Source organism: Streptomyces sp. NPDC050388, assembly GCF_040655635.1.
Lineage (GTDB): Bacteria > Actinomycetota > Actinomycetes > Streptomycetales > Streptomycetaceae > Streptomyces.
The window spans coordinates 60,513-74,406 of the sequence record NZ_JBFAKH010000006.1 but is presented as its reverse complement, the minus strand read 5'-3'; the positions used below and the strand labels follow the sequence as shown (position 1 = coordinate 74,406).

At 70.8% G+C, this 13,894-nt stretch carries 13 protein-coding genes and 1 pseudogene; 2 read left to right on the top strand and 12 right to left on the bottom strand.

Annotated features, from left to right (window positions below; genetic code table 11):
• Window positions 1-48: 48 nt before the first annotated feature.
• The 7 genes from AB0I73_RS05045 to AB0I73_RS05015 form a co-directional block, all read right to left on the bottom strand.
• Window positions 49-1,371, bottom strand: a complete 1,323-nt coding sequence (locus tag AB0I73_RS05045; protein ID WP_363033860.1) for a dicarboxylate/amino acid:cation symporter — start codon at window positions 1,369-1,371, stop codon at window positions 49-51.
• Between the two features lie 138 nt (window positions 1,372-1,509).
• Window positions 1,510-1,596 (bottom strand): putative leader peptide, encoded by an 87-nt coding sequence (locus AB0I73_RS05040; protein WP_363034023.1) that lies wholly within the window; start codon window positions 1,594-1,596, stop codon window positions 1,510-1,512.
• Between the two features lie 186 nt (window positions 1,597-1,782).
• Window positions 1,783-2,109, bottom strand: coding sequence for a DUF4229 domain-containing protein (locus AB0I73_RS05035; protein WP_363033858.1), 327 nt, complete (start codon window positions 2,107-2,109; stop codon window positions 1,783-1,785).
• 92 nt (window positions 2,110-2,201) lie between these two features.
• The gene (locus AB0I73_RS05030; protein ID WP_109377533.1) at window positions 2,202-2,726 is read right to left on the bottom strand and encodes a GNAT family N-acetyltransferase; all 525 of its coding nucleotides are present in this window, start codon (window positions 2,724-2,726) and stop codon (window positions 2,202-2,204) included.
• Window positions 2,727-2,741: 15 nt separating this feature from the next.
• Entirely contained in the window at window positions 2,742-3,905 is a 1,164-nt protein-coding gene (gene mqnE / locus AB0I73_RS05025; protein WP_363033855.1) for an aminofutalosine synthase MqnE, read from the bottom strand.
• Window positions 3,906-3,985: 80 nt separating this feature from the next.
• Window positions 3,986-4,444 carry an Lrp/AsnC family transcriptional regulator gene (locus tag AB0I73_RS05020; RefSeq protein ID WP_109377535.1) on the bottom strand — a complete coding sequence of 153 codons (459 nt, stop codon included), beginning with the start codon at window positions 4,442-4,444 and terminating at the stop codon, window positions 3,986-3,988.
• A 153-nt stretch (window positions 4,445-4,597) separates the two neighbouring features.
• Window positions 4,598-5,284, bottom strand: a complete 687-nt coding sequence (locus AB0I73_RS05015; protein ID WP_363033853.1) for a UbiX family flavin prenyltransferase — start codon at window positions 5,282-5,284, stop codon at window positions 4,598-4,600.
• Between the two features lie 90 nt (window positions 5,285-5,374).
• Here AB0I73_RS05015 and AB0I73_RS05010 point away from each other — a divergent pair, with 90 nt between their 5' ends.
• Window positions 5,375-5,980: a rhomboid family intramembrane serine protease gene (locus AB0I73_RS05010; RefSeq protein WP_363033851.1), complete on the top strand. Its 606-nt coding sequence runs from the start codon at window positions 5,375-5,377 to the stop codon at window positions 5,978-5,980.
• Window positions 5,981-6,115: 135 nt separating this feature from the next.
• Here AB0I73_RS05010 and mqnP read toward each other — a convergent pair whose 3' ends face one another.
• Complete coding sequence (mqnP, locus tag AB0I73_RS05005) at window positions 6,116-7,021, bottom strand: menaquinone biosynthesis prenyltransferase MqnP (RefSeq protein WP_363033849.1); 906 nt, start codon at window positions 7,019-7,021, stop codon at window positions 6,116-6,118.
• Window positions 7,018-8,469: a menaquinone biosynthesis decarboxylase gene (locus AB0I73_RS05000; RefSeq protein ID WP_363033847.1), complete on the bottom strand. Its 1,452-nt coding sequence runs from the start codon at window positions 8,467-8,469 to the stop codon at window positions 7,018-7,020. Before AB0I73_RS05000 ends, mqnP begins: the two co-directional genes overlap by 4 nt.
• A gap of 87 nt (window positions 8,470-8,556) precedes the next feature.
• Here AB0I73_RS05000 and AB0I73_RS04995 point away from each other — a divergent pair, with 87 nt between their 5' ends.
• Entirely contained in the window at window positions 8,557-8,901 is a 345-nt protein-coding gene (locus AB0I73_RS04995) for a PLD nuclease N-terminal domain-containing protein (protein ID WP_363033845.1), read from the top strand.
• 51 nt (window positions 8,902-8,952) lie between these two features.
• Here the strand turns inward: AB0I73_RS04995 and AB0I73_RS04990 are convergent, their stop codons facing one another.
• The 3 genes and pseudogenes from AB0I73_RS04990 to AB0I73_RS04980 form a co-directional block, all read right to left on the bottom strand.
• Window positions 8,953-9,720, bottom strand: coding sequence for a CDP-alcohol phosphatidyltransferase family protein (locus AB0I73_RS04990; RefSeq protein ID WP_363033843.1), 768 nt, complete (start codon window positions 9,718-9,720; stop codon window positions 8,953-8,955).
• Window positions 9,721-10,292: 572 nt separating this feature from the next.
• A pseudogene (locus AB0I73_RS04985) lies at window positions 10,293-10,562 on the bottom strand (SDR family NAD(P)-dependent oxidoreductase); the annotation flags it as partial.
• A gap of 47 nt (window positions 10,563-10,609) precedes the next feature.
• Window positions 10,610-13,882 (bottom strand): SAV_2336 N-terminal domain-related protein, encoded by a 3,273-nt coding sequence (locus AB0I73_RS04980; protein ID WP_363033841.1) that lies wholly within the window; start codon window positions 13,880-13,882, stop codon window positions 10,610-10,612.
• Window positions 13,883-13,894 lie beyond the last annotated feature (12 nt).

The following is a 13,894-nucleotide window of genomic DNA, read 5'->3' as shown; positions in this document are numbered from 1 at the left end:
CCCGGGCGCATCGCGACGCGCCCGCCGTACGGGGCGTCCGGGTGCCGGTCAGCCCGCGGCGACCGGCACCCGCCGGGAATCCTCGACCGGGGTGGTGTCGACGGGCGAGGAGTGCACCGAGTCGTAGGCGTCGCGGTCGAGCAGGCCCTCGCGCGCGGAGACGACGACCGGCACCAGAGCCTGCCCGGCGACATTCGTCGCGGTGCGGATCATGTCCAGGACGGGGTCGATGGCGAGGAGCAGGCCGACGCCCTCCAGGGGCAGGCCGAGCGTGGAGAGGGTGAGGGTCAGCATCACCGTCGCGCCGGTGAGGCCGGCCGTGGCGGCGGAGCCGACCACCGAGACGAAGGCGATCAACAGGTAGTCGCCGACGCCCAGCGGGACGTCGAAGATCTGGGCGACGAAGATCGCGGCGAGAGCGGGGTAGACCGCGGCGCAGCCGTCCATCTTCGTGGTCGCCCCGAACGGGACGGCGAACGACGCGTACTCCTTGGGCACGCCGAGACGCTCGGTGACCTTCTGGGTGAGCGGCATGGTGCCGACGGAGGAGCGGGAGACGAAGGCCAGCTGGATCGCGGGCCAGGCGCCCTTGAAGAACTGGACCGGGTTGACCCTGGCGACGCCCGCGAGCAGCGCCGGGTAGACGCCGAACAGGACGATCAGGCAGCCGATGTAGACGTCGGCGGTGAAGGTCGCGTACTGGCCGATCAGGTCCCAGCCGTAGGTCGCGATGGCGTTTCCGATGAGGCCGAGGGTGCCGAGCGGGGCGAGGCGGATGACCCACCACAGGGCCTTCTGGAGGAGTTCGAGGACGGACTCGCTCAGGGTGAGGACCGGCTGGGCCTTCTCGCCGAGCTGGAGGGCGGCGACACCGGCGACGGCGGCCAGGAAGACGATCTGCAGGACGTTCAGCTCGGTGAACGGTGTGATCACGTCGGTCGGCACGATGCCGGTCAGGAAGTCGAGCCAGGAGCCGGTCTTCTCGGGCTCCCCGCCGTCCGCGGGGGTGAGTCCGGTGCCCGCGCCGGGGTTGGTGACCAGGCCGATCACGAGGCCGATGGTCACCGCGATCAGCGAGGTGACCAGGAACCAGAGGAGGGTGCGCGAGGCCAGCCGGGCCGCGTTGTTGACCTTCCGCAGGTTGGTGATGGAGACCAGGATCGCGAAGAAGACGAGCGGCGCCACGGCCAGCTTGAGCAGACCGATGAAGATGCCGCCGGTCTTCTCCAGGGCCGTGACCAGCCAGGTGACGTCCTGGCTGCGGCCGAGCCAGCCGAGCAGGACGCCCAGGACGAGGCCGGCGAGTATCTGGGCCCAGAAGGGGGCCCTCATGGGCAGCTTGAAGGACTTCGTGTTCGTGGACACGGACATGCTCCGTTGTGGGGAGGGGGGAGTGCGTGAGGACGGGACGTGGCGCCAGGGCAGAGCGGGACGCCGAGGACGTGGGAAGCGCCGCACGCGGGAGGGCCGGGCCTCCGCGGGCGTCAGGACGTCAGGGCGTCGGGAACGTCAGGGGCGACAGTTCGCGGTGGTGACCCGGCAGAGGTCCACGTGCAGGCGTGCCACGAGGGGGGCCCTCCGGGGTGCGGGGAACACGGCTGCTGACTTCACCCCACGACCTTAACACCTGCCCTTTGAGGCTCTCATAGCCTTACTTTGAGAGGCGGAGATCGAAAAGCACCCGCACAACACAAAGCACCCCGGTTTCCATGGGTTTTACGGAAACCGGGGTGTCGGACGACGAGGGATGGAGCGGCGCACGGGTGGGGGAACTCACACCGCCTACGAGGTCTGCGCCTGCCCCTGCTGGGCCTGGGCCTGGGTCTGCGTCCGGGCGGCGTCGTCGGCCACGTCCTCCTGGTTGCGGTTGGCCTCCAGGTTGGCCTTCACCCGGTCGACCCGCCGCACGATCCGCTCCGAGGCCCGGTCCCGTTCCTTGCGCAGCACGACGAGGCTGATCGGGGCCGAGAACACCAGGGCGAGCAGGATGATCCACAGACCGTTGGAGTCGCCGAGGCCGCGCGGGGCGAGGCCGGTGTAGACGAGGCCCCAGACGACCAGGAGGCAGCCCACGAAGATCCCGAAGCGCATCAACGTGTAGCGGAGCATCTCATCCACTCTCCCGGACGAAGGGTCAGAACGTATCCCAATGGGACATCCTCCAGTGAAGCACGTCCGCTCCCGGAACCCCCGGGCGGGGGTCAGGCCAGCGGCAGCAGCATGACGACGTCGTCCCGCTCGTCGCCCGGGGCCACCCGGATCGCGCCGGGGATCCGGCCGACCTCCTTGTAGCCGCAGGAGCCGTAGAAGCGCTCCAGGCCGAGCCCGCCGCGGCAGGTGAGCCGTATCCCCTCGATGCCGGGGAGGGTGCGGGCGGCCCGTTCCGCGGCGGCGAGCAGGTCACGGCCGTACCCCTTGCCCTGGTGGCGGGGGTGGACCATCACCGTGTACAGCCAGAGCCAGTGGGTCATCAGCCGGTGGGTGTTGAGGGTGAGGAACGCCGTCGCGGCCACCCGCCCCTCCTCGTCGTACCCGACGAGCAGCCGGGACCGCTCCTCGGCCATCGCCACGAACTGCCGCACCAGCTCCGGGCGGACGTCGTCCCGCGTCACCGGCGGCACGAAGCCGACGGCACCGCCCGCGTCGGTGACGTCGACCCACAACTCCAGGATGCCGTCCCGGAGTTCCGGCGTGACGGGCGGATCCAGGGTGAAGACGAGAGGCACGGTGGGGATTCTCCCTCAGACCCGCATCGGCTGCGGCGAATCGCGGCGGGCGGGGTCGGCGGCGTCGTACTCGCGGATGATCTCGTACCGCGTGTTGCGCTCCACCGGACGGAAGCCGGCGTCCCGGATCAGGTCCAGCAGGTCCTCGCGGGTGAGCTTGTCCGGCGTGCCGAAGTCGTCCGCGTCATGGGTGATCTTGTACTCGACGACGGAGCCGTCCATGTCGTCCGCGCCGTACTGGAGGGCGAGTTGGGCGGTGTTGACGCCGTGCATCACCCAGAAGACCTTGACGTGCGGGACGTTGTCGAAGAGGAGGCGGGAGACGGCGAACGTCTTCAGCGCCTCGGCGCCGGTCGCCATCTGCGTCCCGGCCTGGAGGCGGTTGCGGATCTTGCCGTCCTTCATGTCCACGAAGTCGTGCTGGTAGCGCAGCGGGATGAAGACCTGGAAACCGCCGGTCTCGTCCTGGAGTTCACGCAGCCGCAGCACGTGGTCGACGCGGTGGCGGGGCTCCTCGATGTGGCCGTAGAGCATGGTGCAGGGCGTCTTCAGCCCCTTCTCGTGCGCCAGCCGGTGGATCCGCGACCAGTCCTCCCAGTGGGTGCGGTGGTCGACGATGTGCTGGCGGACCTCCCAGTCGAAGATCTCCGCGCCGCCGCCGGTGAGGGACTCGAGCCCGGCGTCGATCAGTTCGTCGAGGATCTCGGAGGCGGACAGCCCGGAGATGGTCTCGAAGTGGTGGATCTCGGTGGCGGTGAACGCCTTCAGGGACACGTCCGGCAGGGCGGCCTTCAACTCGCGCAGGGAACGCGGGTAGTAGCGCCACGGCAGGTTCGGGTGGAGCCCGTTGACGATGTGCAGCTCGGTGAGGTTCTCCGCCTCCATCTCCTTCGCGAGCTTCACCGCCTCCTCGATGCGCATCGTGTACGCGTCCTTCTCCCCCGGCTTGCGCTGGAAGGAGCAGTACGCGCAGGAGGCGGTGCACACGTTGGTCATGTTGAGGTGGCGGTTGACGTTGAAGTGGACGACGTCGCCGTTCTTCCGCGTCCGCACCTCGTGCGCCAGCCCGCCCAGCCAGGCCAGGTCGTCCGACTCGTACAGCGCGATGCCGTCCTCGCGGGACAGCCGCTCGCCGGAGCGGACCTTCTCCTCCAGCTCGCGCTTGAGCCCGACGTCCATGCCGATACCCCTTTTCCGAGTTTTCCTGCGAGACCCTGAGACGGACCCTGAGACAGACTCCGCCCACCGTAACGCCCCGGCTACCGGACCTCTTCGGGCAGCTCACCGACGCGGTTCTCCCACTTCGTGGAGAGCACGATGGTGGTACGGGTCCGGGAGACGCCCTTGGTGCCGGACAGCCGGCGGATGGTCCGCTCCAGCCCGTCCACGTCGGCCGCACGCACCTTGAGCATGTAGGAGTCCTCGCCGGCGATGAACCAGCAGTCCTCGATCTCCCTCAGGTCCTTCAGCCGCTGCGCCACGTCCTCGTGGTCGGCGGCGTCGGAGAGCGAGATGCCGATCAGGGCCGTCACCCCGAGGCCGAGCGAGGCGGCGTCCACGGTGGCGCGGTAGCCGGTGATGACGCCGGCCGCCTCCAGCCGGTTGATGCGGTCGGTGACGCTGGGGCCCGACAGTCCGACGAGGCGCCCCAGCTCGGCGTAGGAGGCCCGGCCGTTCTCCCTCAGGGCCTGGATGAGCTGCCTGTCCACCGCGTCCATGCGATCGAAGCCTTCCGCTGAAGAGTCTGGAGTTTGCTGAGAGGTGGTTCGGGTGGTGGTGCTACTGCTGGTGCTCTTGGTGTTGCTGCGGGTGCTGGTGCCGCGACGGGCTCCACGGACTCGGAGGGCTCTGGGGCCCCGGCCTCCTCGGGCTCACTCGGTGCGGGTGGACCCGCCGCCGAGTTCGCCCTTCCACCGGCGGTAGAGCCGGTGCTCGACGCCCGCCGCGTCGAGCACGCGTCCGGCGACGAAGTCCACCAGGTCCTGGATGTGCGTCGCGCCCGCGTAGAAGCCCGGCGAGGCGGGCACCACGGCCGCGCCCGCGTCGTCGAGGGTCACCAGGTGCCGCAGGGTCTGGCCGTTCAGCGGGGTCTCCCGGACGGCCACGACCAGCTTGCGCCCCTCCTTCAGGGTCACGCTCGCCGCCCGCTGCAACAGGTCCTTGGACAGCCCGAGCGCCACCCCGGCCACACAGGCCGTGGAGGCGGGCACGATCAGCATGCCCTTGCTCGGGTACGAGCCGGAGGAGGGGCCCGCCGCGAGGTCGCCGGCGGCCCAGTGCCGTACGCCGTCGAGGTCCACGGTGAAGGTGCCGGGCTTGCCGTCCGCCCCCCGGGACAGCCATTCCCGCAGGTCGTCGCGCCAGTGGGCGTCCCTGAAGGAGAGGCCGGTCTCGTCCAGCAGGGTGAGCCGCGAGGCACGGCTGACGACGAGGTCGACGCTCTCTCCCGCCTGGAGGAGCGCACGGAGCACGGCAGCCGCATACGGCGTGCCGGAAGCGCCGGACACCCCCAGGATCCAAGGCGTCCGGGTCGTCTCTCCTGGCTTGAGATGGTTCACGGCACCGAGCCTATCCGGCATGGTGGAGTGGGAACCGGGCAAGGGGGCCGGTCCGTTCCCCAGGCGGACGATCCAGACGGAGGGGGTGCCGTGTCCAATACCGGTTCACCGTGGTCGGGACGCGAGCGGGCGAAGACGGCGGCCGTGGTGATGGTGGCCTGGGTGGCGCTGCTGTGGCTGCTGGAAGTGGCCGACACGGTCTCCGGCCACGCCCTGGACGACTTCGGCGTCGTACCGCGCACGACCTCGGAGCTGGCCGACGTCGTCCCCTCCGCCTTCGTCCACTTCGGCTTCGCCCATGTCGCGGCGAACAGCGTGCCGCTGCTGGTGCTCGGCTTCCTCGCCGCCCTCGGCGGCCTGCGCCGGTTCGCCGCCGTGTGCGCGCTGGTCATCGTCGCCGACGGGCTGGGTGTGTGGCTCATAGCCCCGGCGCACACCAACACGGCGGGCGCCTCCGGCCTGATCTTCGGCCTCTTCGGCTTCCTGCTGTGCAGTGGCTTCGTGGAGCGCCGGCCGATGGGCGTCGTCGTCGGGGTGCTGGTCGGCGCGGTCTGGGGCGGCTCGATCCTCGCGGGCATCGCCCCCGGCCAGACCGGCGTCAGCTGGCAGGGCCACCTCATCGGCCTGCTGGCCGGCGTGGCCGCGGCCTTCCTGTTCCGCCGCAGACCCGAACGCCGGGACGCACTCACCGTGTGAGGCCGGGGCCCGGTGTGCGCCCTGCCCGGGCCGGCGGCTCCGAACGGTCGTCCCCGCATGCGCGGGGAGCACGAGGGGGGCCCACGGCCCGCTCGCTCTCCCGCAGCCGAAGATCAAGCAGACCGCCTGGAAGGGCTACAAGGTGAGCCCCCGCACCAGCAGGTCCAGCAGCGCGCAGACGAACAACGCGATGCCGATGAAGCCGTTGACGCTGAAGAACGCCCGGTTCAGGCGGGTCAGGTCGGTCGGGCGGACGATGGTGTGTTCGTAGACGAAGGCGCCCGCGACGATCAGGAGGCCGAGCCAGAAGAAGGCTCCGGCGTCGGTGAGGACCGCGTACCAGACGAACAGGGCCGTCGTCACGGCGTGGCAGGCGCGGGCGCCCCAGACGGCGGCCGGGATGCCGAAGCGGGCCGGGACCGACTTCACGCCGACCTCGCGGTCGGTGTCGACGTCCTGGCAGGCGTAGATCAGGTCGAAGCCGCCGATCCAGATGCCGACCGCGAGGCCGAGGACGACCGCTTCCCAGGACCAGGCGCCGGTGATCGCCAGCCAGCCGCCGACCGGCCCCATGGCCTGGGCGAGGCCCAGTATGGCCTGCGGGAAGTTGGTGAACCGCTTGCCGTACGGATAGACCACCATCGGGATCACCGCGATCGGCGCGAGGGCCAGGCAGAGCGGGTTGAGCAGGGCCGCCGCGACCAGGAACACCACGAGGGCGATCAGCGCGCCGGTCCACGCGTGCCTCACCGACACCGCGCCGGTGACCAGCTCGCGGTGCGCGGTGCGCGGGTTACGGGCGTCGATCTCGCGGTCGATGATCCGGTTGGCGGCCATCGCGAAGGTGCGCAGGCCGACCATGGCGATCGTGACCAGGAACAGCCGGCCCCAGTGGATGTTCCCGTCCCACTCGTACATCGCGGTGAGGGCCGCGATGTAGGCGAAGGGGAGGGCGAAGACCGAGTGCTCGATCATCACCAGGCGCAGGAACGCCCTGGTGCGCCCCGGCTGTCGCGGGAGTGCGGCGGAGGCCGACGTCACAGTCCGTACTCCTTCCAGCGGCGGTCGACCAGCGCCGCCGTGGCCGGGTCGGACTCGACCATGTCGGGCCAGCCGCCGTCGCGCGTGTACCCCTCCTCGGGCCACTTCTTCGTCGCGTCGATGCCCGCCTTGCCGCCCCAGAACTGCTGGTAGGAGGCGTGGTCGAGATGGTCCACGGGGCCCTCGACCACGCTGAGGTCGCGGGCGTAGTCGGTGTTGCCGAGCGCGCGCCAGGCGACCTCGTGCAGGTCGTGCACGTCGCAGTCGGAGTCGACGACCACGATCAGCTTGGTCAGCGACATCATGTGGGCGCCCCAGACCGCGTGCATCACCTTCTGGGCGTGCTTGGGGTACTTCTTGTCGATCGAGATGATCGCGCAGTTGTGGAAGCCGCCGGCCTCGGGGAGGTGGTAGTCCACGATGTCCGGGATGATGATCTTGAGGAGGGGGAGGAAGAAGCGCTCGGTGGCGCGGCCCAGCGGGCCGTCCTCCGTCGGCGGCCGGCCGACCACGATCGACTGGAGCAGCGGGCGCTTGCGCATCGTGACGCAGTCGATCTTCAGGGCGGGGAACGGTTCCTGCGGCGTGTAGAAGCCGGTGTGGTCGCCGAACGGGCCCTCGGGGAGCATCTCCCCCGGCTCCAGCCAACCCTCGATGACGACCTCGGCCTGTGCCGGGACCTGGAGCGGGACCGTCTTGCAGTCGACCATCTCGATCCGCTTGCCCTGCACGAACCCGGCGAACAGGTACTCGTCGATGTCGCCGGGGAGCGGCGCCGTGGAGGCGTACGTCACGGCGGGCGGGCAGCCGAAGGCGATGGCGACCGGGAGCCGCTCACCGCGCCGGGCCGCCACCTGGTAGTGGTTGCGGCTGTCCTTGTGGATCTGCCAGTGCATGCCGATGGTGCGCTTGTCGTGGCGCTGGAGCCGGTACAGGCCGAGGTTGCGGACGCCCGTCTCGGGGTCCTTGGTGTGGGTGAGGCCCAGGTTGAAGAAGGAGCCGCCGTCCTTGGGCCAGGTGAACAGCGCGGGAAGCCGGTCGAGGTCCACGTCGTCGCCGTGCAGGACGACCTCGTGCACCGGGGCGTCCTTCACCTTCTTCGGCGGTACGTGGGTCATCGCGCCGAGCTTGCCGAACGCCTCCCGCACACCGATGAAGCCCTGGGGCAGCTCGGGCTTGAGCAGACCGCCGATCTTCTCGCTGATCTCGCCGTACGACTTCAGTCCGAGCGCCTTCAGCAGCCGGCGGTCGGTGCCGTACACGTTCATGGCGAGGGGCATGCTCGAGCCGCGCACGTTCTCGAAGAGCAGTGCGGGACCGCCGGCCTTCTGCACCCGGTCGACGATCTCACCGACCTCGAGATGCGGGTCGACCTCTGCCTTGACGCGCTTGAGGTCGCCCTCGCGCTCCAGGGCCCTGAGCAGGGAGCGAAGATCGTCGTAAGCCATGGGGCCAAGTATCCCCGAACGGTTACCCTGGGCCTGTACCTGGGGGCTGTGCCGACGTCCCCGACGACCCCTTCTCTGGAGAGGCCCATGCTCCGGGTGCTGATGTTCCTCGTCCCCCTCGCGCTGAGCGTCTACGCGTTCATCGACTGCATCAGCACGAAGGACGAGGACATTCGTCACATGCCCAAACCGCTGTGGGCGATCCTCGTGCTGCTGTTCCCGCTCGTCGGCTCCATCTCCTGGATCATCGCCGGCAAGAAGCGGCATCCGATGGGCGCGGGCGGTCAGGTCGGTTCCGCCTGGAGCCGGGGCGGCGGCCGGCAGCAGTGGGTCGCCCCGGACGACAACCCCGAGTTCCTCAAGTCGCTGAACGAGGAGAAGGACCGGGACCCGGACGACAGCCAGGGCGACAAGGGCGGCGGCAAGGGCTAGGGCACGGACGGCCCGGGCCTCCCGGATCTCGACGAGTCGGAGTGCGTCGGCTCAGCGCAGGCGCGACGAGGACAGGATCGACAGCAGGTGGGCCGGGACCATCAGCCAGGTGATCACGGCCAGCGCGCCCAGCGCCCAGCGGGTCGGCTCGATGCCGCCGGTCACCGCGTCGGCCACCGCCGCGACCAGCAGGACCAGGGAGGCCTCGATGCCGTTGGTCACCCGGTGGATCTTGAAGGCGGCGGCGACGCGGCGCACGGTGGCCACGCCCTGCGAGCGCGGGCGGGTCGACTCGTCGTCGGCGACGGCCAGTCCGCGCCGGGCGCGGGCGACGTCCACCAGGTCGGTGGAGGCCTTGAGCAGGACGACTCCGAGGGCGGTGGCGATGCCCACCGACAGCCAGCCGCCGAAGCCGGACTCGGCGGCCCGGTAGCCCGCGCCCGCCAGCAGTGCCGCGTCGGCGAGGTACGCGCCGAGCCGGTCGACGTAGATGCCGGTCGCGCTGTTCTGGCCCTTCCAGCGGGCGACCTCGCCGTCCACGCAGTCGAAGAGCAGGAACAGCTGCATGAGGACCACGGCGAGGACCGCACCGGTCAGGCCGGGGATCATCAGCGCGGCGCCGGCGGCGACCCCGCACACGACCATGGTCCAGGTCAGCTGGTCCGGGGTGACCGGGGTGCGCACCAGTTGGCGGGTCGCGCGCAGGGATATCTTGCGCATGTAGAGGCGGCCCGCCCAGTGTTCGCCGTTGCGGCTCGCCAGCTTGGCCTGCGGCTGGCAGACCTCCCGCAGCTCCTCCAACGCCGGAGCAGCACCCATGACGTTCCTCCCACCCGGGCCCGACTGCCGCTCACGCGGCGATGATCGAGCCAGCAGGCTACGCCTCCGTGCTCTCCTGGACGCGGGAGGGAGCCTCAAGGCGCCCGTCCGGCGTGCCCCGGCCTCACAAGCCGGGGCATATCGGCACCCCCGCCGGGCCCACGCGCCCTCAGTCGTGCCCTCGCTGCGCCCCGGTCGCCCGACGGGTCCCTCCGGGACATGCGGAGGGCGGGGTCCGAAGACCCCGCCCGAAGACCGAGGAGCCCCGGCTCAGGGCCACACAAGGCAGTAAGCCTGATGCCCCGCCTCGTGCAGCCGGTGCGAGAAGTCCTGCCACTCGTGCAGCGATTGGGTGAGGCGGAGCCCTGACCTGGGAGTTCTCTGCCGCACGCGCGTTGACCTGCGGGAACTACTCTCGGTAGTTCTCACTGGTCGCCGCTGTTTTCCGGGCTCATGTGCCCTGGATGTGCCCTCTAGGGCGCCTACCGCAGCACGTTGACGAGGGTTTCGCACAGAGCCTCGGCATCGTCCATTCGGCGTCTGCGTCGACCAGCAGCTCGTTGGGGGCGCTGCCCGGCGTTGTTGGCCAGGCCCGTAACGAAACCGAGCTCCTGCCCGGCCACGTCGAACAGCTGGTCGACATCGTTCTCGTCCACGGTGTCGACACGGACGGTCAGGCATCTGCGCCCGGCGGCGAGGACAGCGGTGGCGACCTTCTCGGCGACCTCGTCATGCGAGCGGTACCCCACGACGATGTCATGGCCGTCGGCCGCGAGACGTGCGTAGACCGCAGTACCGATGCCCCTGCTGCCGCCCGTGACGATGGCGACTGGCTGCCGCATGAGGAACCTTCGGAGTATCGCGTTGATCGATCAGCTTGTGTTCGGCATCAGTTCCCTGGCAGCGGTTTGAAGGTGTCTTCCACTCCCGCGGGGAAGGACACCAGACCGTCCGTCGACGGAACCTGCAGGGTCGCCTCCGCCGTCAGGGGTGCGGTCAGGTCGTCGTCCCGCCATCCCTGGCCCCGCAGATCGATGCGCGCCGGCTTCCGTCCCCCGAATACCCGCGCGATTGTGGCTTCGTTCGTGTCGTCGGTGCTGGCGATGAGATGTATGCCGAGCCGTGGCCCTTCCACCGCAACCTGTCTCAGCACCGTGAACACTTCCGGCGCCAGCAGCAGCACCTTCTGGAAGTCGTCCACAACGACGACGAGGCGCCGCAGAATGTGTGGGATGCCGTACTCGGCCGCGTCGTATGCGAGCGCCCCAAAGTCTGAGTCGTCGATGCTGCTCCCCAGCATGTTCCCGCGCTTTGTGACTTCCTGTCGGAGCTTCTCGCAGAACGAGAGGACGTGCGCCTGGTGGTCTCTCAGGTGGAGGAACGAGGCACCGCGCACGACGTCCTCGAAGCGGGTGAGCCCGCTGCGTCCGCTGTAGTCAGCGCGGACCAGTTCGAGACCTGTCGGGTTCTGCCGCGTCAGCTGGTCCAGCACGCGGAGCAGGACGCTCCTGCGGATTGCGGCCGGAAGCCCGCGGAGCAGGAGGTGGGGGCCTTGGCCGCCACGGTGTTCGCTCTCCAGGTCCAGTCCCACCGGATCCAGGCCGGGATCAAGCCCGAGGGAGACCCGCATGGGCTGGTTGCCCCCGGGCCTCTGGAGCGCGAGGGAGTCGAGGGCACGCCGCAGCCTGGCCGCAGACGGCCGGTGGGCGGGGTCCCTCCGGGTGCATGCCTCCAGAATCGCCGTCCAGTCGGGGGAGAGCAGGCCAGCGGGCAGTGCCAATGGGGCTTCGGAGAGATACTCCCCCTGTCCCTCGCCCGTCGCCGCGTCCATGAGGATGGCACCGAGCGCGTACACGTCGGACTCGCAGGTCGGTTCGCCGCCGGGCACTTCCTGCTCCGGGGCACGGTACCGGGGGTGTGGCGCGTACGCGCCCAAATGCGGACTGGTCCTGCCGTCCACGGAAGCGGTCATCCACCCGGTGATCTGCATCTTCCGCCCCGCCACCAGCACGCGACGGGGGGTGAGCGAGCCATGGACCAGGCCGTTCTCGTGGGCGTTGGCGAGGCTCGCCGCGAGCTGGCGGGCGACCTCCAGCAGGCCCGCCCGGTGCAGGGTGCCCTCCTGCCCTACGAAATCATGCAGGTTCGGTGCCGGTTCCGAGGCGCTGTCCAGCGCGCATTCGACGGCGAGCCAAGGCCGGAGGCGGTGGGCGTCCCAGGCCAGGAGTCGCGGCGCGAAGAAGCCGTCCAGCCGCTTCAGCGCCGTCACCTCGGTCGTCACGAGGTCGGCGGCGTGCCGGGGGTTGTGCACCTCGGGTGTGCGGATGACGAGCACGCGGCCCTCGCCGTCGTGAGCCAGGAGCAGTCCGATGTCCGCCCAGCCCCCCTCGTGCTCGGCGAACACCTCGTACGGCAGGCCGTCCGGGCCTTCGAAGCGGCGGTCGGCGACGGACAGCCGGCACCATCCCGTCAGCTCCTCGTCGAGGACGAAACCGTCCGGGAGCTCCCGCAGCTCGACGTGCGGGCTGAGCGGTTCGGGTGCGGATTCCGGTTCCGGCGGGGCGGGCGGGGCGATGCCGAGCCTGCGCCGGAGGGTCTCGTCGACCCAGCCGAAGGGCCTGCGGCTGCCCGATCTGACCTGCTCCGGTCCCTCGGAGTGGGGAAGCCAGGCCGGGAATCCCGTCGACGCGTTCGGGAGTCCGCTGAGATGGGCCGTGACCTCCCGTGCCGTCCTGACCAGTTCGGAGGGCGGCACCGTGCCCAGCAGAACCGTGCGGATGTCCTCGGTGAAGTCGAAGGTCCTCTGGTGCGGGAGGTCGGCGGAGCCGTCGACGCCGTGCATGAGGCCGCCGAGGAAGACCTCCGCCAGGTGGGCCGTGTCGACGGACGGCTGCAGGGCGTGCTGGACGAGCCGCATCGCCGGGACGGGGAGTGGTGCCACGGCCGCCAGGTGTGCCGCGAGGCGGTACGCCTCCGAGGACGCCGAGGTCTTGAACCGCAGCACGGTCTCCTCCGCCGCGACGGACCCGGCGGGCCGGGTGAACGCCCGTGCGCCGACGGCGAGGACAGGCGTGTCCGGACCGGTCAGGAGCGGGAGCACCACGGTCTCTCCGGGGGAGCCGATGAGCTGGGCCCAGGTGCCGATGTCGCTTCGCTCCGCGGAGAGCACCGGGACCGGGACGCCGTCGTAGGGGGCCAGTTCCGGCGGCAGGACGGGGTCCTCGACGTGCCAGGACCGGTTGGCCGCTCCCCTGCGGCGGGTCGTCACGCGCCAGGGCCGCGCGTCGATGCCCGAGCCCGCCCAGAGCCGCGGCGGGAGCGCGTGGAGGACGGCCACGGGCCCCGTCGACGCGGCGCGGTCGAGCTCTCGATGCATCGTCCCGTCCCGCCAGGCCCGTCCGACGCCGTCGCTCACGACGAGAAGCAGGGTGTTGCCGGAGGGGTCGAGGACCGTGGACATCGGTCGCGCCCGGTCGCGCCCGCCGTACGGGCGGCCGGTCAGCCGGGGACCGCCGGGCGTGCGGCTGTCGAGGCCGTGGAGGCGTACGTCCCGGAAGGCGCCGCACCGCTCCATCAGGGCACGGACCTCGCCCGCGAGCCGCTGCCACAGGAGCATCGAGACGCCGTCGTCGACGAGGACCGCCAGGTCGAGCCAGCGGGTCCGTGTGGGACGGAGCACGGCGTCGGGGAGGCCGGTCTCGGCCATGGCGGAGACTGTCGCGTCGACGTCGAGTTCGGTGCGCAGCGCGTCGGGACGGAGCTGCCGCAGGGGACGCAGGGCGCGCCCGATCCGGAGCTCCGTACCGTCGAGCGCCTTCATTCCCGGGGCGCGTACGGCCATCGCGGACCGGTCGGAGGAGACGGCCTGACTCGGCGGCACGGGGGCTGCGTGCAGCCCGTCCTCCTGCGAGGTACGCGCTCCGCTGGTCGCCGTGGCTCCGAGGGCCGTCCCATCCCGATGCTCGTCCCCGCCCTCGAAGGGCGGCGCGGCGGCGGGCTCGGCCGGGGCCGGAGACGCTGCCTCGGCGGCGGGCTCCGCGGCCCGGGCCAGCCGTGCCAGCGCCGTGGCCGCCGCCGGGGGCAACCGTGCCGCGAGCCACAGCACGTCGCGGAGCTCCTCGGCGTCGAGGAGCTCGCCGTCGCCGGACAGGGCGTCGCGCACCCGGTGCAGCAT

Bases quoted from the DNA above. Each gene is read 5' to 3' on its own strand.
- AB0I73_RS04995 (WP_363033845.1), top strand. From the start codon at position 8,557: ATGCTCCGGGTGCTGATGTTCCTCGTCCCCCTCGCGCTGAGCGTCTAC.
- AB0I73_RS05020 (WP_109377535.1), bottom strand. From the start codon at position 4,444: ATGGACGCGGTGGACAGGCAGCTCATCCAGGCCCTGAGGGAGAACGGC.
- AB0I73_RS05045 (WP_363033860.1), bottom strand. From the start codon at position 1,371: ATGTCCGTGTCCACGAACACGAAGTCCTTCAAGCTGCCCATGAGGGCC.
- mqnE (WP_363033855.1), bottom strand. From the start codon at position 3,905: ATGGACGTCGGGCTCAAGCGCGAGCTGGAGGAGAAGGTCCGCTCCGGC.
- AB0I73_RS05035 (WP_363033858.1), bottom strand. From the start codon at position 2,109: ATGCTCCGCTACACGTTGATGCGCTTCGGGATCTTCGTGGGCTGCCTC.
- AB0I73_RS04990 (WP_363033843.1), bottom strand. From the start codon at position 9,720: ATGGGTGCTGCTCCGGCGTTGGAGGAGCTGCGGGAGGTCTGCCAGCCG.
- AB0I73_RS05000 (WP_363033847.1), bottom strand. From the start codon at position 8,469: ATGGCTTACGACGATCTTCGCTCCCTGCTCAGGGCCCTGGAGCGCGAG.